The organism is Nonomuraea sp. MG754425 (assembly GCF_021699195.1).
Lineage (GTDB): Bacteria > Actinomycetota > Actinomycetes > Streptosporangiales > Streptosporangiaceae > Nonomuraea.
Map to the genome: position 1 here is coordinate 13,284 of NZ_SSXE01000125.1, position 18,763 is coordinate 32,046.

15 protein-coding genes are annotated in these 18,763 nt (G+C 73.6%); all 15 read right to left on the reverse strand.

The window, feature by feature from the left end; translation table 11 throughout:
- Position 1: 1 nt before the first annotated feature.
- Positions 2-2,293: an alpha-xylosidase gene (yicI, locus tag FAF44_RS34845; RefSeq protein ID WP_237107599.1), complete on the reverse strand. Its 2,292-nt coding sequence runs from the start codon at positions 2,291-2,293 to the stop codon at positions 2-4.
- Entirely contained in the window at positions 2,290-4,308 is a 2,019-nt protein-coding gene (locus tag FAF44_RS34850; RefSeq protein WP_237107600.1) for a beta-galactosidase, read from the reverse strand. Before FAF44_RS34850 ends, yicI begins: the two co-directional genes overlap by 4 nt.
- On the reverse strand, positions 4,275-5,336 hold the full coding sequence (locus FAF44_RS34855; protein ID WP_272895431.1) for a LacI family DNA-binding transcriptional regulator: 1,062 nt from the start codon (positions 5,334-5,336) through the stop codon (positions 4,275-4,277). Before FAF44_RS34855 ends, FAF44_RS34850 begins: the two co-directional genes overlap by 34 nt.
- A 151-nt stretch (positions 5,337-5,487) precedes the next feature.
- The gene (locus FAF44_RS34865; protein WP_237107601.1) at positions 5,488-6,462 is read right to left on the reverse strand and encodes an arabinan endo-1,5-alpha-L-arabinosidase; all 975 of its coding nucleotides are present in this window, start codon (positions 6,460-6,462) and stop codon (positions 5,488-5,490) included.
- 432 nt (positions 6,463-6,894) lie between these two features.
- The gene (locus tag FAF44_RS34870; RefSeq protein WP_237107602.1) at positions 6,895-7,434 is read right to left on the reverse strand and encodes a dihydrofolate reductase family protein; all 540 of its coding nucleotides are present in this window, start codon (positions 7,432-7,434) and stop codon (positions 6,895-6,897) included.
- A gap of 29 nt (positions 7,435-7,463) precedes the next feature.
- The gene (locus FAF44_RS34875) at positions 7,464-8,468 is read right to left on the reverse strand and encodes a LacI family DNA-binding transcriptional regulator (protein WP_237107603.1); all 1,005 of its coding nucleotides are present in this window, start codon (positions 8,466-8,468) and stop codon (positions 7,464-7,466) included.
- On the reverse strand, positions 8,465-9,553 hold the full coding sequence (locus FAF44_RS34880; RefSeq protein ID WP_237107604.1) for a Gfo/Idh/MocA family protein: 1,089 nt from the start codon (positions 9,551-9,553) through the stop codon (positions 8,465-8,467). Before FAF44_RS34880 ends, FAF44_RS34875 begins: the two co-directional genes overlap by 4 nt.
- A 31-nt stretch (positions 9,554-9,584) precedes the next feature.
- Positions 9,585-10,460 (reverse strand): amidohydrolase, encoded by an 876-nt coding sequence (locus FAF44_RS34885; RefSeq protein ID WP_237107605.1) that lies wholly within the window; start codon positions 10,458-10,460, stop codon positions 9,585-9,587.
- A gap of 33 nt (positions 10,461-10,493) precedes the next feature.
- Positions 10,494-10,955, reverse strand: coding sequence for a VOC family protein (locus tag FAF44_RS34890; RefSeq protein ID WP_237107606.1), 462 nt, complete (start codon positions 10,953-10,955; stop codon positions 10,494-10,496).
- The gene (locus tag FAF44_RS34895; RefSeq protein WP_237107607.1) at positions 10,952-12,169 is read right to left on the reverse strand and encodes an ABC transporter permease; all 1,218 of its coding nucleotides are present in this window, start codon (positions 12,167-12,169) and stop codon (positions 10,952-10,954) included. The genes FAF44_RS34890 and FAF44_RS34895 overlap by 4 nt, the downstream gene beginning before the upstream one ends.
- Positions 12,159-13,694, reverse strand: coding sequence for a sugar ABC transporter ATP-binding protein (locus tag FAF44_RS34900; RefSeq protein ID WP_237107608.1), 1,536 nt, complete (start codon positions 13,692-13,694; stop codon positions 12,159-12,161). The genes FAF44_RS34895 and FAF44_RS34900 overlap by 11 nt, the downstream gene beginning before the upstream one ends.
- Positions 13,676-14,665: a sugar ABC transporter substrate-binding protein gene (locus FAF44_RS34905; RefSeq protein WP_237107609.1), complete on the reverse strand. Its 990-nt coding sequence runs from the start codon at positions 14,663-14,665 to the stop codon at positions 13,676-13,678. The genes FAF44_RS34900 and FAF44_RS34905 overlap by 19 nt, the downstream gene beginning before the upstream one ends.
- Positions 14,666-14,724: 59 nt before the next feature.
- Entirely contained in the window at positions 14,725-16,461 is a 1,737-nt protein-coding gene (locus tag FAF44_RS34910) for a thiamine pyrophosphate-dependent enzyme (protein ID WP_237107610.1), read from the reverse strand.
- Positions 16,458-17,843: an adenylosuccinate lyase family protein gene (locus tag FAF44_RS34915; protein WP_237107611.1), complete on the reverse strand. Its 1,386-nt coding sequence runs from the start codon at positions 17,841-17,843 to the stop codon at positions 16,458-16,460. Before FAF44_RS34915 ends, FAF44_RS34910 begins: the two co-directional genes overlap by 4 nt.
- 2 nt (positions 17,844-17,845) lie before the next feature.
- Positions 17,846-18,610, reverse strand: a complete 765-nt coding sequence (locus tag FAF44_RS34920; RefSeq protein ID WP_237107612.1) for an SDR family NAD(P)-dependent oxidoreductase — start codon at positions 18,608-18,610, stop codon at positions 17,846-17,848.
- Between the last annotated feature and the right edge of the window lie 153 nt (positions 18,611-18,763).

The following is an 18,763-nucleotide window of genomic DNA, read 5'->3' on the forward strand; positions in this document are numbered from 1 at the left end:
GTCACTCCTTGGCACTGAGCGTGATCTCGATGTGGTCGATCTCGGGAGCCGCGGCGGCGTGCGCCGCGGCGTGGCGCAGGTTCCAGGCGGCCGGCGCGCCGGACACGCGGCGGGCGCGCAGCCGCTCGCCCCGCCGGGACACCTCGAAGACGGCCGCGGGACGGCCGTCCAGCCCGGGGACGGTGACCGTACGGGTGTCGCCGTCGGCCATCCGGTACGCGTCGAGCGTGACGCCGTCGGCGTAGTCGTAGTCGGGCCGGTCGTCGCGGGCACCCATGGGTAGCACCGCGCCCGGCCGCACCAGCAGCGGCAGGCTGTCGAACCCGTGCCGCTCGGTCCGCCAGCCCGGCCCCGTGACGGTCCGCCCGTCGAGCAGCCGCGTCCACACCCCGTCCGGGACGTAGTAGGCGACCTCGCCGTCCGCCGACAGGACGGGGGCCACCAGCAGGTCGGGGCCCAGCATGTACTGGGCGTCGAGGTGGTCGCAGCCCCGGTCGCCGGGGAACTCGAGCGGCATGGCCCGCATCACCGGCAGGCCCTCGGCCGCGGCCTGGACGGCGGCCCCGTACAGGTAGGGCATCAGCCGGGCCTTCAGCCGGGTGAACGCCCGCAGCACGTCCACGGCCTCCTCGTCCGGCTCCTCGTCGAACAGCCACGGCACCCGGTACGACCCGCTCCCGTGCAGCCGGCTGTGCGACGACAGCAGCCCGAAGGCGACCCACCGCTTGAACACCGCCGGATCCGGCCGGCCCTCGAAGCCGCCGATGTCGTGGCTCCAGAAGCCGAAGCCGCCCAGGCCCAGCGACAGCCCGCCGCGCAGCGACTCGGCCATGGCCTCGAACGTCGACTCGCAGTCGCCGCCCCAGTGCACCGGCAGCCGCTGCCCGCCGACCGTGGCCGAGCGCGCGAACAGCACGGCCTCGCCCGGTCCGCGCCGTTCGGCCAGCACGTCGTGCACGGTCTGGTTGTAGACCAGGCTGTAGTAGTTGTGCATGCGTTCCGGGTCGGAGCCGTCGGCGTAGACGACGTCGGTCGGGACGCGCTCGCCGAAGTCGGTCTTGAACGCGTCCACCCCCATGTCGAGCAGCCCGCGCAGCTTGCCCGCGTACCACTCGCGGGCGGCGGGCGAGGTGAAGTCCACCAGCGCGCGGCCGGCCTGCCAGTGATCGTCCTGCCAGACCGTGCCGTCGGGCCGCCGCAGCAGGTGCCCGGCCGCCGCCCCCTCGGCGAACAGCTTCGACGCCTGCCCGATGTACGGGTTGATCCACAGGCACACCCGCAGCCCGCGCGCCTTCAGCCGCCGCAGCATGCCCTCGGGGTCGGGGAACACCTCCGGGTCCCACTCGAAGTCGCACCACCGGTAGCGCCGCATCCAGAAGCAGTCGAAGTGGAAGACGCTCAGCGGCAGGTCCCGCGCGGCCATCCCGTCCACGAACGACGTCACGGTGGCCTCGTCGTAGTCCGTGGTGAACGAGGTGGACAGCCACAGCCCGAACGACCAGGCGGGCGGCAGCGCCGGGCGGCCGGTCAGGGCCGTGTAGCGGCGCAGGATGTCGGCCGGGGACGGCCCGTGGATGATCAGGTACTCCAGGTCGTGGCCCTCAGCGCTGAACTGCACCCGCGACACGGTCTCCGAGCCGACCTCGAACGAGACCCGGCCCGGATGGTTCACGAACACCCCGTAGCCCCGGTTGGTGAGGTAGAAGGGCACGTTCTTGTAGGCGATCTCGCTGCTGGTGCCGCCGTCCTCGTTCCAGATGTCCACGGACTGGCCGTTGCGTACGAGGGGGCCGAACCGCTCGCCGAGCCCGTAGACGAGTTCGCCCGCGCTGAGCCGGAGCTGCTCGATCATGAAGTGCCGGTCGGCGGGGTCGCGCATGACGCCCAGGCTCCGGCCGGAGCTGCGGGTCAGCTCCCGCCCGCCCGCGCTGAACGTCATCTCCCAGGGCGCGTCCCTGCGCACGCGGACGGTCAGGCCGCCGCTGGTCAGGGACGCCTGCTCGCCGTCCACGGCGATCCGCGTCCCCGGCCGCTCGTCCCGCACCGCGAAGACGGGGGAGTCCGGCACGGACCCGGCGAAGTGCACGGCCCGCACGCGGATCACCTCCGGCAGCGGCGAGGACAGCTCGACCCGCAGGACCGGCCCGTCGATGGTGTCGCCGCGCCGGGTGATCTGCCTGGTCGGGGCGAGGATGCGCAGCGCGGCCGGCTCCTCGGTCACGTCGTGGGCGCACGTGACGTGGTCGCCGCGCACGCCGGGGCGCATCCGCCAGTAACCGTCCTTGAACTTCACCCGCCGCTCACCTCCGGGCGCAGCGCGGCGACCGCGCGGGGCGTCAAGGTGACGTGGCCGCGCGCGGGGGAGCCGGTCAGCAGGTCGGTCGCCGGCTCGGGGACCGGCACGCGGACCGTGTCCGCGCCGTGGTTGAGCAGGAACAGCACCTCGCCGCGGCGCACCGCCTCGACGTCCGGCGGCAGCTCGGGCAGCGGGCCGGTCACGCCCGCGTCGTCCAGCGCCCGCCCGATCAGCGTGCCGAGCGCGGCCGGCTCGGGCATCGTGCCCACATACCAGGCGACGCCGTTGCCGGCGCGGTGCCGGACGACGGCCGGCCTGCCTTCCAGGTCGCCCTCGGCGAACTCGGCCACCGTCTCGGCGCCCTCGGCCCGCAGCAGCTCGGTCCAGGTGCTCGCGGCGAACCCGGCGCCGTCGTCCCACCGGCAGCGCACCGGCTGCTCGGCGGCGACCGGCAGCCACTCCTCGCCGGAGGCCCCCAGCACCTCGCGCAGCGGCACCGGGAAGCGGCCGGTCCGCACGTGCCCGTTCGGGTCCACCACGCCGGAGAACGGCCCGACGACCAGCACGCCGCCCCCGTGCGCGTAGGCCGTCAGCGCCGCCGCGTCCCGGTCGCCGACCAGGAACAGGTTCGGCGCCACCACCAGCGCGTACGCCGACAGGTCGGCCGAGGGCGGCACCACGTCCACGCTCACACCGCGCTCGAAGAACGGCACGTAGTACGCCAGCATCTGCTCGGTGGCGTTGAGCCGGTCGCTGGGCCGGCCGCGCTCCTCCAGCGCCCACCAGCTCTCCCAGTCGAACACCATCGCCACCCGCGCGGGCACCGGCGTGCCCGCCACGGACGCGAGCCGGCGCAGTTCCCGCCCGTGCTCGCGCACCGCCGCGTGCAGCCGCGTGTCGGGGCCGGCGTGCGGCACCATCGCGGCGTGGAAGCGCTCGGAGCCGAACCGGGAGGCCCGCCACTGGAAGTAGCACAGCCCGTCCGCGCCGCGCGCCACCGCCTGCAGCGACTCCAGCCGGAACTGCCCCGGCGGCTTGGGCAGGTTGTGCGGACGCCAGTTGACCGCGCTCGTGGCCTGCTCCATCAGCACCCACGGCCGCCCGCCGCCCAGGCCGCGCATGAGGTCGTGGGTGAGCGCCGTGAGCGCGGGCGTGCGCGGGTTGCCCGGCTCCGGATAGCAGTCGTTGGAGACCACGTCCTGCTCCCCGGCGAACGACCAGTAGTCCACCCGGTTGAAGAACCCCATGAAGTTCGTCGTGACCGGGACGTCCGGGGTGTGCGCGCGCAGGACGTCCCGCTGCTCGCGGAAGTGGCCGAGCAGCTCGCCGGAGCAGAAGCGCCGCCAGTCGAGACGCTGGGTGGGATTGATCAGGTACGGGGCCCGGCGCGGCGGCACCACCTCGGCCCAGTCGCCGTAGCCCTGGCTCCAGAACGTGGTGCCCCACGACTCGTTGAGCGTGGCCAGGTCGCCGTAGCGCTCGCGCAGCCAGGCGCGGAACGCGGCGGCCGACTCGTCGCAGTGGCAGACCTCGCCGTACTCGTTGCCCACGTGCCATATCGCCAGCGCCGGATGGGCGGCGTAGCGCTCGGCGAGGGCGGTCGTGATGAGCTGGGAGCGCTCCCGGTAACGGGCCGAAGAAGGGCAGAACTGGTTGCGCGAGCCGTACCAGAGCCGGTGCCCGTCCTCGTCCACCGGCAGCGTCTCGGGCCAGCGGTGGCCCAGCCACGGCGGCGGCGAGGCGGTCGGGATCGCCAGGTCCACCGCGATCCCGTGCTCGCCCATCAGGTCGAGCACCCGGTCCAGCCAGCCGAAGTCGTGCCGGCCCGGCTCGGGTTCGAGCCGCGCCCAACTGAACACGCCCACCGTGACCAGGTTGACCCCGGCGGCCCGCATCAGCTCGGCGTCCTGGCGCCACACCTCCTCCGGCCACTGCTCCGGGTTGTAGTCCCCGCCGAACAGCAGCCCGCGTTCCTCGGTCAGCGGGTGCGTCCCGAGCTTTCCTGTCTCCATGTGCCCCCTTCACGTGGTGGCGCGGAGCTGTCCCCGACCACCAGACGGCAGGCGACGAGCCGCTGCCGCGGCGGTCCGCCGCGCGACTCGCCCTGCAACCGGTCGATGAGCATGCGGGCGCCGAGCCGGCCCAGTTCGGCGCTGGGCGGTTCCAGTGTCGTGAGCCGGGGGTGGAACATCTCGGCCACCCGGGCCGACGACAGCACCAGCAGCAGCGTCAGGTCCCCGGGGACGCTCCGGCCGCGGCGCGCCAGCGCCGCGAGCACGCCGACCGCCGCGTGGTCGTCCATCACGGCCAGCGCCGTCACGTCCGGGTGGACGTCGAGCAGGGCCTCCAACGCCCGGCCGCCCTCCTCGGCCGAGGCGGGACGGAAGCCGTCCACGTACCCGATCCCGGTCTCGGCGGCGGCCAGGGCGAACTCCCGCGCGGCGCGGATCGCGGGGCCGTAGCCGGCGGTGTGCGCGTCCTCGGAGAGGTTGAAGAAGGCCAGCTTGCGATGCCCGAGCCCGGCCACGTGCGCCACGGCGTCCCTGGCGGTGGCGGCGAAGTCGATGTCGGCGTAGTCGATCACGCCGGGCTCGCGGGTGCGCCCGATCATCGCGAACGGCACCCCGGCCCGCGCCAGGAACGCCGGCCGCTCGTCGTCGAGGCCCACCTCCATGAGCAGCACGCCGTCCACCAGGCCCAGGCCGGTGAGGTGGCGCAGTTCCTCGATCGGGTCGGCGCTCTCGGGCGAGAGCAGCAGGTGGTACCCCAGCTCGGCGGCGGCCTCGGCGGCCCCGGTGGCGAACTGCATGTCGGTCACCCCGAACCCGCCGCGCGGCGCGGGGAACAGCAGGGCGAGGATGCGGGTGCGCTTGCTCTGCAGGCCGCGGGCCAGCAGGTTGGGGCGGTAGCCCAGTTCGGCGGCGGCCCGCTCGACCCGCTTCCTGGTCGCCGGGGCCACGGGGCGGGTGCCGTTGAGCGCGGCGGACGCGGTGCTGACGGCCACCCGGGCACGTGCGGCCACGTCGCGTAGCGAGGTCAAGAGCACTCCGGGGGGCGGCCGATACGACGATCGAAACGTTTCGAACCACGCTAAAGTCCGGTTTGTCGTGATGTCAATGGGGTGAATGGGGCGGGCCGAAACGGGTGCGCCCGCGGAGGCCCGTCCGGGCGGGCCCCCGCGGTCACGCGCTCTAGTACACGTACGGCCAGCCGGCGGAGTCCCAGCCGATCAGGTTGATCCCGAGCTTGGGCGTGCCGCCCGCGTTGCCGTCGTAGTAGTGGTAGACGAGCAGGTCGCCGTCCACGTCGGACAGCACGCTCTGCCCGCCGGGGCCGATGACGCTCCCGTGCGTCTCCAGGACCATCGTGCCGCCGCCGCTCAGCATGGACGTGCCCGAGCGGTCCACGTACGGGCCCGTCGGGGCGGCCGAACGCCCGACCTTGACCTTGTACGTGCTGGACGTGCCCGCGCAGCACCGGTCGTAGGAGGCGAACAGGTAGTAGTAGCCGCCGTGCCGGACGATGTCCGGGGCCTCGACCGCGTACGGCGCGTCGGGGCGGGTGGCCAGGTGGTAGAGCGTCTGGTCGGAGGAGAGCCGCTTGCCGGTCGCGGGGTCGAGCCGGATCATGCGGATGCCCGTCCAGTACGAGCCGAAGCTCAGCCACCACCGGCCCGAGGCGTCCACCAGCAGGTTCGGGTCGATGGCGTTGTGGTCGGAGCTGGTCGTGGTCGAGTAGACCACGCCCTGGTCGCTCCAGCTTCCCGGCTGCCCGGTCGAGCTGGTGGCCAGGCCGATCGCGGAGAAGTTCGAGCCGAAGCCGGAGACCGCGTAGTACATCAGGTATCTCCCGCTCTGCTGGGAGATGTCCGGCGCCCACGGGTCGTTGCCGGAGGAGTACGTCCGCCACCACGACGGCGGCGAGCCGAACGCCGAGCCGGCGCGGGTGAAGGTGATCCGGTCGGTGGAGGTGCGGGCCTCCAGGTAACCGTGCGTGGAGTACACGACGTAGCCGCCGGACGAGGTGCGGATCATCGTGGGGTCGTGCACGACGACGTCACCGGTGACCAGGCCGGGGTTGGGGTAGGCGAGCGCGGCGCCGACGAGCGCGCCCACGAGGGTGCACGCGCTCGCGGCGGCGACGACGAGACGGGACAGGCGGCGCAAGGGTCCTCCATGGAGTCGGTCGGACGATGCGGCCGGGCGGGCAGGAGACCCGCCGGGACCCGCCGCGCGACGGAGCCGGGCGGGCGGGAGACCCGCGGGCCGGTGGAGCCGGGCGGGCATGGGGGCCCGCCGGGCGATGGAGCCGATCGGACGCTGCGCCGGTGCGTCGCAGGCAATGTAGGCGCGGCCTTTCGCGGCCGTCAACCCCGCTCCCGCCGGGCGTGAAAGTTACATGTCAGGGATCCCGCCGGCCTGCGACGATGCCGGATCGTGCCGGGCGGGCGCTTGACAGGCCGGGGCCGGCGTCCGTAGTTTCGGGCCGCTTTCGAATCGTGATGTTAACGCTAACATCGCGGGCTTGCGGAGGCTGCGCCGTGCGTCCCCGCCCGGCCGGACCGACTCGGGTCCGGCCGGCCGTCCGGCATGGGAGGTTCAGCTCGCGACGCGGTACCAGATGTTCGTGGCGTGCGGCAGGTGGCTGACGCTGAGCAGGTCGAGCGGGACGTTCGTGCCGCCCGGATGCGCGAACAGGCGCACGCCGTCGCCGAGCAGCACCGGCGCCACGATCGTCAGGATCTCGTCCAGCACGCCCGCCGCCAGGCACTGCCGGGCGACGTCGGCGCCGAGCACGTTGACGTACCGGCCGCCCGCCGCGGCCCTGGCCGCCGCGACCGCGGAGTCCAGGTCGCCGGCGAACTCGACGCCCGGCACCGGCGTGTCCGGGGGACGGTGGGTCAGCACGACCTGCCGCCCGTGCCACGTGCCGCTGAACGCGCCCTCCTGGTCCGTGCCCCGGTTCGGGTCGTCGCCGCCGAAGGTGCGGTTGCCCACCAGCAGCGCGCCGACCCGGCCGGCGAGCGCGTCCGCCTCCGGGTTCGGCCCGAGGTGCGCGGACAGCCAGGACATGTCCCCGCCCACCCCCGCGATGAAGCCGTCGGCCGACATGGTCACCGAGTACAGCAGTTTGCTCATGACCGGTAGACCGCCGGACGCGGCGAAAGTCATCGCACGGGGGGAGCGGTGGAACGGCGCTGGATCAGCTCTATCGGCCCCGCCAGCACCTCGGCGACGGTGTCGTCCGGCTTCAGGCTGCCCAGCAGCGTCACGCCGCGCCGGCCCAGCTCGGCCAGCGGCATGCGCACCGTCGTGAGCGCGGGGTGCAGGTAGCTGGCCAGGTCGAGATCGTGCACGGCCACGATCGACACCTCGCGCGCGATCTCCATCCCGGCCGCGCGCACCCCCTCCATCGCCCCGATGGCCGAGGCCACGTTCGACACGAACACCGCCGTCGGCGGCTCGGGGGCGGCCAGCAGCCGGGTCATCGCCGCCGCCCCGCCCGCCGGCGTGTAGTCGGCCGCCACGATCGGGCCCTCCGGCAGGCCCGCCTCGCGCATCGCCGCCGAGTAGCCGGCCGACCTGCGCGCGGCGGTGTCGGCCCGCGACGGGCCCGCGAGGTGGGCGATGTGGCGGTGGCCGAGCCGTACGAGGTGCTCCACGGCGAGCGCGGCGGCCCGCTGGTCGTCGAGGATGACGTACCGGTTGACGCCCCTGCTGCGGTTGTTCAGCATCAGCCACGGGATGGCGGCCTGGTCGAGCTGCCGGGTGAGCGCCGAGTCGTCGCCCGTGCCGGCCAGCAGCAGGCCGTCGATGCGGCCCTGCCCGATCCGGTCCATGTACTCGCTCAGCCCGGCCCCCGACGCGCTGCCGGTGACCAGCACGTACCCCTGGGCCGCCGCCTCCGCCTCCGCGCCCTTGATGATCTCGGCGTAGACCGGGTTGGCGAAGTCGGGGATGAACAGCCCGAACATGTGCGCCCGCGAGGTGCGCAGGCTGCGCGCGGCCACGTTGGGCCGGTAGCCCAGCTCGTCGATGGCCGCCAGCACCCGCTCGCGGGTCTCCTGGCGGATGTTGAGCGTGGGGTCCTTGTTGACCACGCGCGAGACGACGGCCCGATCGACCCGGGCCATCGCGGCGACGTCGGCGAGCGTCACGCGGGTGCGCTTCATGCCGCTGATCCTGGCCGCACGCTCTGCCCGCTGTCCATCGAATGGTAGAGCGCGTCGAGCAGCCGCAGCGTGCCGAGGTTGTCGCGGCCCGAGGTCTCCGGCTCGCCGCCCTCGGCGACGGCCCTCAGCAGCGAGCCCATCGGCCCCGCCACCGCGTCGGGCAGCCAGCGCCGGGTCACCGGGTACGGCAGCCACCCGTCCGTCGGCACCACCCGGCTGTTGACCTCCAGGGTGTCGGGACGGCCGTGCGGATAGTCGTACAGCAGGCCGAGCGTGCCCTTGATCGCGCCCTCGGTGCCCTCGACGCGGAAGGACGCCTCCCCGTCGCCGGTGCGGTTCTCGTGCGTGGCGTGCACCAGCGCCCGCACCTCGCCGGGGTAGACCAGCGTGCTCATCGTGCGGGTCTCGCCCCTGGCGAGCTGGCCCGGCGTGCGGCTGCCGGTGCAGAAGACCAGCTCGGGGTCGCCCAGGACGGAGCGGATCGCGTCGAGGTAGTGGATGGAGTGGTAGACGATCTCCAGCCGGTCGGTCGTGACCAGCCAGTCCCACGCGCTCCAGTCGGTGAGGATGTTGACGGTGAACGTCATGGCCGTCGGCTCGCCGATCCAGCCGGCGCGCACCATGGCGCGGGCGGCGGCGATGCCCTCGTCGAAGCGGAGCTGCTGGTTGACCGCCACCTTCAGCCCGGTGGCCGCCGCCAGGTCCACGAGGCCCTGGCCGGTGGCGACGTCGGGCGCGAACGGCTTCTGGCACAGCAGGTGCTTGCCCGCCGCCAGCGCCGCCCGCGCGATGCCGGGCTGCGCCCGCGGCGCGACCGCGATGTCCACGACCGCGACCCGCTCGTCGGCCAGCAGCTCCTCCAGCGTGGCGTACGTCCTGGGCACGCCGTGACGGGCGGCGACCTCGGCGGCGCGACCGGCGTCGAGGTCGTACAGGCCGGTCACCTCCAGCCCGGCCTGCCGGTAGGCGGGCAGGTGGGCCACGTCCACGATGGCCCCGGCGCCCACGACGGCGATCGGCCGCCGGTGCGCGGCCGGGACGGTCAGGTCCACGGCCGCGGCGATGGGCGCGAACACGTCGATCATCGCGGCACCTCCCCTGTCTCGTGGCGGCGGATCACGACGCCACCTCCTGATCGCCCGGATCGCCGGGGAACGTGACGCCGTAGCACCGGGCCGCCGTGCCGCCCAGCACCATCGCGCGGCCGGCCTCGTCCAGCCCGGACAGCGCGGCCCGCGTCTCCCGCCACACCTTGGCGTAGTCGCCGGCCAGCGTCGCCACCGGCCAGTCGCTGCCGAACATCAGCCGCTCCGGCCCGAACAGCTCCACGGCGTGCTCGACGTACGGCCGCAGGTCCGCGCCGGTCCATGTGGCGGCGTCGGCGGCGGTGTTCAGCCCGGAGACCTTGGCGTGCACCCCGGGGCACTCGGCCGCGCGGGCCAGCAGCGACGCCCACGGCTCCCACCCCTTCTCCTTGATCGGCGGCTTGGCCAGGTGGTCGATCACCATGCGCAGCCCCGGCACCCGCTCGGCCAGCACCGGCACGTGCTCCAGATGCCGCGGCAGCACCGCGACCACGTCGAACGGCAGGTCCGCGGCGGCCAGCAGCCGCAGGCCCTCGATCACCGCGTCCTGGAGGACCCAGTCGGGGTCGGGCTCGTCGTGGATGAGGTGCCTGACTCCGGCGAACCTGGGGTGGCGCCGGTAGCGCTCCAGCGCCCCGGCCGCCTCGTCGGGCCGGTGCAGCGGCACCCAGCCCACCACCGCGCCGATGAACGCGTGCGCGTCGGCCTGCGCGAGCATGGCGTCGGTGTCGGCGTAGGAGTCCATCGCCTGCACGAGGACCGTGCGCTCCACCCCGGCCGCCGCGAGCTGCGGGAGGAGCTCCTCCGGCTCGAACGTGCGGAAGATCGGCCCGTGCTCCGGCGTCAGCCACGGGTACGAGCCCGTCCGCAGGTTCCAGAAGTGCTGGTGGGCGTCGACTACGGGCATCCAGCCCTCCTCACAAGATCAATCGATTGAGCGTCACAAGGTAGCAGGAGGCTGGACGAGTTCCAGCGTGATCTCGTCGGGATCGACGAAGTAGCAGGCGTAGCCGCCCTTGTTCACGCCCGCGGTGATCTCCTGCGGCGGGTTGACGAAGCGCACCCCGGCCGCCGCCAGCCGGGCGTGCTCGGCGCGGGCGTCCTCGACCGTGAGCGCGAGGTGGGCCGCGCCGGGCAGGTGCCGCGACGGATCCCGGCCCGCGCCGCGCGGCCGGACGTACTCGACCAGCTCCAGGTCGTGGGAGGAGACGCCGCGCGGCTGGCCGGGCACGGCGAGCTGGGCCACGCGCAGCACGGCGTCGGGGTAGCCGACCAGCCGGCGGGTGTAGTCGTTGTCCTGCTCCTGGCGGTGCACCAGGGTGAAGCCGAGCAGGTCGCGGTAGAAGGCCACGGACCTGTCGAGGTCGGCGACGGTGAACGAGAAATGCCAGACGCCTCTCATCTCAGCGCCTCCTGTCTGACCGGTGCCTGCGGTTTCGTCGATTCCCTCACCCGTTTGACCTGCCGTTGACGGCCGGCGACGGTGTAGATGGCGGCGGCCACGACGACGACCGTGCCGACGATGACGCCCTGGTAGTTCGCGCCGAGGTTCAGCACGTTGAAGCCGTTGTCCAGAGTGAACAGGATGAGCGCCCCCACCACCGACTTCAGCACGCTGCCCAGCCCGCCGAACAGCGAGGTGCCGCCGAGGATGGCCGCGGCCAGCACGGTCAGCTCGGTGCCCTGCAGGCCCGTCGGGTTGATGGCCAGCAGCTTGGCGGCGAACAGGATGCCGACGAAGCCGGAGCCGAGCCCGTTCAGCACGAACGCGCCGATCTTGTAGCGGCTGACGTTGATGCCGGACAGGCGGGCCGCCTCGGCGTTCGCGCCGACCGCGTACAGGCGGCGGCCGATCACCGTGTAGCGCAGCACCGCCCAGGTGAGGCCGGCGATCACGATGAGGTAGTAGGTGGGCTTGCTCAGCCGCAGCTCGAACCCGAGCACCGGGCTGAGCGCGACGGCGACCAGCCCCGCGACCACGATCGCGATCCCGGCGCGGCGGGAGCGGCGCAGCAGCACGAGCACGCCCGCCGCGACCGCCGCCACCCCCAGGACGGCCAGGACGTGCGGGACCGTCCAGTAGCCGGCCTGCAGGGCGATGAGCGAGCTCTGCGCGGCCGGGTCCTCGGCGGTGATCGTCCGCCCGTCGGTCAGGATCAGCACCAGCCCGCGCACGGCCGTCATCGTGCCCAGGGTGACGATGAACGCGTTGATGCCGACGAGTTGCACGATCAGCCCGTTGACCGCGCCGCACACCAGCCCGGCGCCCAGCGCGATCGCCATCGCGAGCGGCAGGCCCAGCGGCGCCACCAGGCTGAGCACGGTGGCCGCCGAGAAGGCCGCCACGGAGGCCACCGACAGGTCGAAGTTCCCGCTGATCAGGACCACCGTGGTGAACACGGCGAGGATCGCGATGAGCGACGACTGGTCGAGGATGTTGATGACGTTCGTCGCCGACAGGTACGGCGGGCGGCCGAGCTGCGCGCTCAGCAGCGTCAGCACGGCGACGATCAGCAGCAGGGCGTAGACCACGCCCGCGTTGCCCGGGCGCAGGGCGGCGGCCAGGCGCGAGCGCGCTCCCGACGGGGCCGGGGCCGTCGCTTTCTCAGGCGGCATGGTGCTGCGCACCTCCCTCGCCGAATCCGTTCGCCAGCATCAGCAACTCCTCCTCGGATGTCTCGTGCGCCGCCCGTTCCGCGACGACGCGGCCCTCGCGGACGACCAGCACCCGGGTCGCCACCGCGAGGATCTCCTCGAACTCGCTGCTCACCACGAGCACCGTGCCGCCGTCCGCGGCGAAGCGGCGGACGAGTTCGAGGATGTCGGCCTTGGCTCCGACGTCCACCCCGGCGGTGGGCTCGTCGAGCATGAAGACGCGGGCGCCGCCGTACAGCCACTTGCCGAACACGACCTTCTGCGCGTTCCCGCCGGACAGCTCGCCCGGCAGCGCGTCCGGGCCGGGGCAGACGATGCCGAGGTCGGCGATGGCCCGCTCGGCGCGCTCCCGCTCGGCGGGCTCGCGCGGCAGCGACCGGCGCGCCGACAGCGACGGCAGGTGCGGCAGCGAGACGTTCTTCCAGATCGGGAACGTGCCCACCAGGCCCTGCGCGCCGCGGTCCTCCGGCACGAGCGCCATGCCCGCGGCCACGGCGGCGCGCGGGCCGCGGCCGACCGGGCGGCCCTCGACCAGCACCTCGCCGGTGGCGCGCGGGTCGGCGCCGTAGACGGCGTGCAGGATCTCCGAACGGCCCGAGCCGAGCAGCCCGGCCAGCCCGATCACCTCGCCCGCCCTGGCCTCGAACGACACCTCCCGCACGCCCGACGGCGAGCCGAGCCCGGACACCTTGAGCAGCACCGGGGCGTCGGCCGGAACCGGTTCGGCGCTGCGCCGCTCCACCTCCAGCAGCTCCCGGCCGACGATCACCTGGACCAGGCGGTCCTCGTCGTAGCCGGAGGTGCCGCCCTCCTCCACGACCGTGCCGTCCCGCAGCACGGTGACGTGGTCGGTCAGCGAGAGCACCTCGTCCAGGAAGTGCGAGACGTACAGGAACGCCGTGCCCTGCGCGGACAGCCTGCGTACGACGTCGAAGACGACCTGCCGCTCGCCCTCCGCGAGTGAGGCGGTCGGCTCGTCCATCACGACCAGCTCCGCGCCGGTGGCCAGGGCCTGCAGGATCGCCACCATCTGCCGCTCGCCGATGGCCAGGCCGGCCACCTCCGCGTCGGGGTCGATGGCGTAGCCGACCCGCTCCAGCAGCCGGGCGAACTCCGCGCGCCGGGAACGGGGCATCCGCCACGGGCCGGACGCGCCGAGGAAGACGTTCTCCAGCACGGTGAGCGTGGGCGCGAGCGGCACGTGCTGCATGATCGTGGCCACGCCCGCCTTCCTGGCGGCGCCGGGAGTGCGCCAGACGACCTCCTCGCCCTTCCACCGCACGACGCCCGAGGTCGGCGCGTGCGCGCCGGCGATGACCTTGATCATCGTCGACTTGCCCGCGCCGTTCGCCCCGACCAGGCCGTGCACGCTGCCGGCCTGCACGGTCAGGCGGGCGTCCTTGAGCGCGACCGTGCCGTTGGGGAACTCCTTGCCGACGCCCGTCAGGGACAGCAGGGGGGCGCCGCTCACCATTGCGGCGTGCAATCGGCGAGGTTGTCCTTGGTGATCGCCGGGGTGTCGTACGTGACGAACGCCGCGTCCTGCTTCTTCTCGCCGGTCAGGTGCTGGTACAGCGTGGTGAGGGCGAGCTTGCCGAGGTCCTCGGGCTTGTAGCAGACGGTGCCGGCGATGGTGCCCGCCTTGACCGCGTCGATGCCGAGCTTGCTGCCGCCGACGCCGACGATCCGGGCCTTGGAGCCGGCCGCCGTGACCGCCTTGGCGCAGCCCACCGCCATGTCGTCGGACTCGGCGTAGAACAGGTGCGTGTCGGGGTTGGACGAGAGCATGTTCTGGCAGGCCGACTGGGCCTTGTCCTGCACCCAGTCGCCGGGCTGGCGGGCCACGACCTCGTACGTCGCGCCCTTGGCCGCCGCCGCCCCCGGGAACTCCTGGAAGCGCTGGACCACCTCGGCGAAGCCCGCCTGGCCCTCCACGACGGCCAGCTTGCCGCCGCCCGGGACGACGCCGGCGGCGATCTCGCCGGCCTTGCCGCCCGCCGCGTACTCGTCCTGGGTGACCAGCGCCACCAGGCCCGGGTAGACGTCCTTGAGCTGGCGTGTCTTGGGGTCGCCGACCTGCGAGGCGACGGCCACGGTCGGGACCTGCGAGGCTTTGAGCCGGTCGGCCAGGCCCTGCGCCACCCCGGAGTCGACCGGCAGGATGAGCACGCCGTCGGGCTGCTGGGCGATGAGGTCCTGGATGTCGTTGCTCTGCTTGTCGGCCTTGCCCTGCGCGTCCAGCTCGACGATCCTGACGCCGAGCCGGGCGGCCTCCTCCTTGATGCCCTTGCCGATGGCGGCCGGGAAGGGGAAGCTCAGGCCCAGGTTGGAGACACCGATCGTGTACTCCTTCTTGCCGTCGTTACCGTCATTGCCGTCGCCGGAGGCGCCGGTCGATCCGCCACAGGCCGTCGCGCTCATGATCAGCGCGGCGGCGACGAGGAATGCCTTCTTCATGGTTCTCCTGCCGGAGTCAATCGTTTGACTTCGTGCTCCGCTCGCGGAGCGATTAGCGGTCAGCCCTTGACCAGGGCCCGTACATCCCCCGTGATGCGCGCGGCGTCCGGCACCAGAGCCTGGGCCAGCACCGGCGCGGCCGGCATCCGCACGTCCGGCGTGCCGATCCGGATCGGCGGCGCGAGCAGGGGCGCCCCCGCCCCCGCGACCCGGGCGACCACCTCGGCGCCGAAGCCGCCCGTGACGTTCGCCTCGTGGACGACCGCCAGCCGCCCCGTGCGGCGCACGCTCGCGAGCACCGCCTCGGTGTCGAACGGGTTGAGCCACGGCGTCTCCAGCACCTCGGCCTCGATCCCGTCGCCGGCCAGCGTCTCCGCCGCCTCCAGCACGCGGTGCGTCATCGCGCCCCACGTGACGATCGTGACGTCGGAGCCCGCCCGGCGGGTGCGCGCCCCGCCCATCGGCCGCACCGGGCCGCCGGTCTCGACCGGCTCCTTGGGGCCGAAGTACAGCGTGCGGTTCTCGATCACCAGCACCGGGTCGTCGCAGTGCACGGCGGTCACCAGCAGGTCGTGGGCGTCCTGCGGCGTGCTCGGCATGCACACCCGCAGCCCCGGCACGTGCAGGAACAGCGCCTCCAGGCACTGCGAGTGCTGCGCGCACGCGCCCGGCGCGTTGCCCTGCTGGGTGCGGATCGTCAGCGGCGCCGTCAGCCGCCCGCCCGACACGTACCGGACGTTGGCCGCCTGGTTGACGATCTGGTCGAGCGCGACCAGCGAGAAGTCCGCCCACATGATCTCCACGATCGGGCGGCGGCCGAACATCGCCGCGCCCACCGCGCTGCCCAGGATGGCCGACTCGCTGATCGGCGTGTCGAAGGCCCGCTCGCCGTGCTGCCTGCGCAGCCCCCGCGTCACCCCGAACACGCCGCCGGGCACGCCGACGTCCTCGCCGTAGACCAGCGTCTCCGGCAGCTCCTCCATCAGGCGGTGCAGGGCCGCGTTCACGGCCTCGCCGTAGGACAACTCACGCATACAGGTGCTCCCTGGCTGTGGCGGGGTCGGCGAGCGGCGCGGCCTGCGCCGCCTGGGCGGCGGCCGCCATCTCAGCAGCGTCGGGCCGCCGCCCTCGCGGGCCACCTCCAGCGCGTCGCGCACGTGGAAGCGCACCGCCTCGGCGTCGTTGCCGTCGATCCGGTGACCCGGCATGCCGTACGCGGCGGCGCGGTCGGCCAGGCGCGGGCTGCGCACCATGTCGGCGATCGGCGTCAGCTCCGAGTACCGGTTGTTCTCGCAGACGAACACCACCGGCAGGGAGAACGCGGCGGCGAAGTTCATCGCCTCGTGCACCGCACCCTGGTTCATCGCGCCGTCGCCGAACACGCTCACCGCCACCCGGTTCGACCCGTCGTGCCGGCCGGCCAGCGCCGCGCCGCACGCGATCGGCGCGCCCGCGCCGACGATCGAGTTCTCGCCGTGGAAGCCGTACTCGGCGGCGGTGAAGTACGCCGAGCCGCCCCGTCCGCCGTTGACGCCGCTCGCCCGGCCCATCAGCTCGGCGAACAGCGGCTCCGCCGGAACGCCCCTGGCCAGCGCCCACCCGTGGCCCCGGTAGGTGGCGAACAGCGCGTCCTGCGGCTCCAGCACGTCGCACGCGCCCACCGGGACGGCCTCCTGGCCGATGCACAGGTGCACCGAGCCGACGATCGGCCCCTCGGCCCGCAGGTCACGCACCTTCTCCTCGAACGCGCGGATCCGCCACATGGCCAGCAGGTCCGCCAGCCGTCTCTCGCTCATGCCGACTCCTCCAGTGCTTCCTCCCGGGCCGCCGGCCCGCCCGCCGGGTCACTCCAGGCGTCCAGCGCCGCGGCGCAGACGGCCTCGGCGTCGCCGATGTAGGACTCGGGCGGGATGGGCAGCGGGCCCAGACTGTCCAGGTCGCCGGGTCCGGCCACCTCCAGCAGCGCGTCCGCCAGCGCCCGGCCGCCCTCGCGCGCCGCGTGCGCCGCCCGGTAGACCAGGTCGTGCGCCCGCTCCCGGCCCAGTGCCGGGGCCAGGCGCATCATGTACGCCTCCGCCATGATCAGGCCGCCCTCGGCGTCGAGGTTGGCCCGCATCGCCTCCGGGTAGACCCGCAGCCCGGCGGTGACCTCGGCGGCCGTGGCCAGCGCGCCCGCGGCCAGCTCGGCCAGCAGCGGCACGACGTACCACTCGACCTGCCACTCGCCGGCCGCCCGCTCGTGCCCGGCCTCCATCGCGCGGAACAGGCCCGAGCTGAGCGCGCCCGCCGTGCCCGACATGCCGATCACGGCCTCGCAGCCGATCGGGTTGGCCTTCTGCGGCATCGTCGAGGAGGCGCCCCGGTGGTGGCCGCCCGCCTCGCGCACCTCGCCGACCTCCGTCCTGGACAGGTCGACGACCTCGCGGGCGAAGCGCGCCGCGGTCGCCGCCAGCGACGCGCACGTCACGCCGAACTCCGCCACGCCGTCCCTGGCCACGTGCCACGGGACCGCTGTCGTACGCAGCCCCAGCTCGCGCGCCATGCCCTCGCGGACGAGGGCCGAGCGCTCGCCCATGGCCGCCGAGGTGCCGCCCGCGCCGAACAGCGACACGACCCGCACCTGGCGCGCCGTGGCGGCCACCCGCTCGCGCTGCCGCGTCACCTCCGCCAGCAGCACCGCCATCTTCGCCCCGAACGTCGTGGGCACCGCCTGCTGGGCGTGCGTACGGGCGGCGATGACCGTGCCCGCGTGCTCGGCCACCAGCCGGGCCACCGCGTCGCCGAACGCGCCGAGCAGCGCGGCCAGCCGGTCGAGCGCCTCGCCGAGCTGCAGGGCCAGGCCGGTGTCCATGATGTCCTGGGTGGTCGCGCCGTAGTGCACGCGGCCGTTCGGCCCCTCGGGCAGCGCCGCCGAGATCATCCGCACCAGCGGCAGGATCGGGTAGCCCACGTTCACCGCCTCCGACCACAGCCGGGTCAGGTCGATGTTGGCGGGCACGCAGGCCCGCACGATCGCCGCGGCGTCCTCGGCCCCGATCACGCCCGCCCCGGCCTGGGCCCGCGCGAGCGCCGCCTCGGTGCGCAGCCAGGCCAGCACCGTGCGCTCGGCGGAGAAGATCTCCGCCATCCCGTCGTCGCCGAACAACTCGGGCAGCAGCTTGAACGTCTGCCTGTTCAAGGTCAGTTCATCTCCAGTCCGCCGTCGACGTTCAGAGCCTGGCCGGTCACGAACGACGCCAGGTCGCTGGCCAGGAACAACACCGCTGAGGCGACCTCTTCCGGCCGCCCGGGACGCTTGAGCGGCGAGCGCTCGCCGACCTCCGCCAGGTAGCGGGCGCCCGCCTCGGGGCCGAAGCGGCGGTCGCGGTCGCTGATGATCTCGTCCCACATGGAGGTGAGGAAGACGCCTGGGCAGACCGCGTTCACCCGGACCGGCGCCAGCGCCTCGGCCGCCGACTTCGTCAGCGACAGCAGCGCCGTCTTCGTGGCCGAGTAGTGGGCCGCGTTGGGCCGGCCGGAACGGGCGGCCACCGAGGCCAGCGTCACGATCGAGCCGCCGCCGTGCTCCACCATGCGGCGGCCGGCGGCCTGGGTGAGCCAGAACGTGGCGTTCAGGTTGACGTCGACGATCCGCAGCCACTCCTCCGGCTCGATGTCGAGCAGGGGGGTGGTGCGCATGACGCCGGCGCAGTTCACCAGCACGTCGATCCGGTCGAGCCCGTCCACCAGGGCCCTGGCCTGGGCCCGGTCGGTGAGGTCGGCCGCCCGCGCCTCGGCCCGGCCGCCCAGCTCGGCCGCCGCCGCGTCGAGGCGCGGGCCCGCCAGGTCGGAGAGCACGACGTCCGCTCCTGCGTCGGTCAGCGCGCGGGCGCAGGCGAACCCGAGACCTCCCGCGCCGCCCGTGACGAGCGCGGTGCGGCCCGTCAGGTCGATCGTGACTGCCATCCCTGGTGGTCTCCCTCATGCGCGTTGGTCAAACGATTGACCTGACCATAGCAACCAGCTCACAAACCGAACAAGAGGGAGGTCAATCGTTTTTATTAGGAAATTTCCCCACATTTAACGAAGCTCAGAACGTACCCACCCCCAACCCCGACA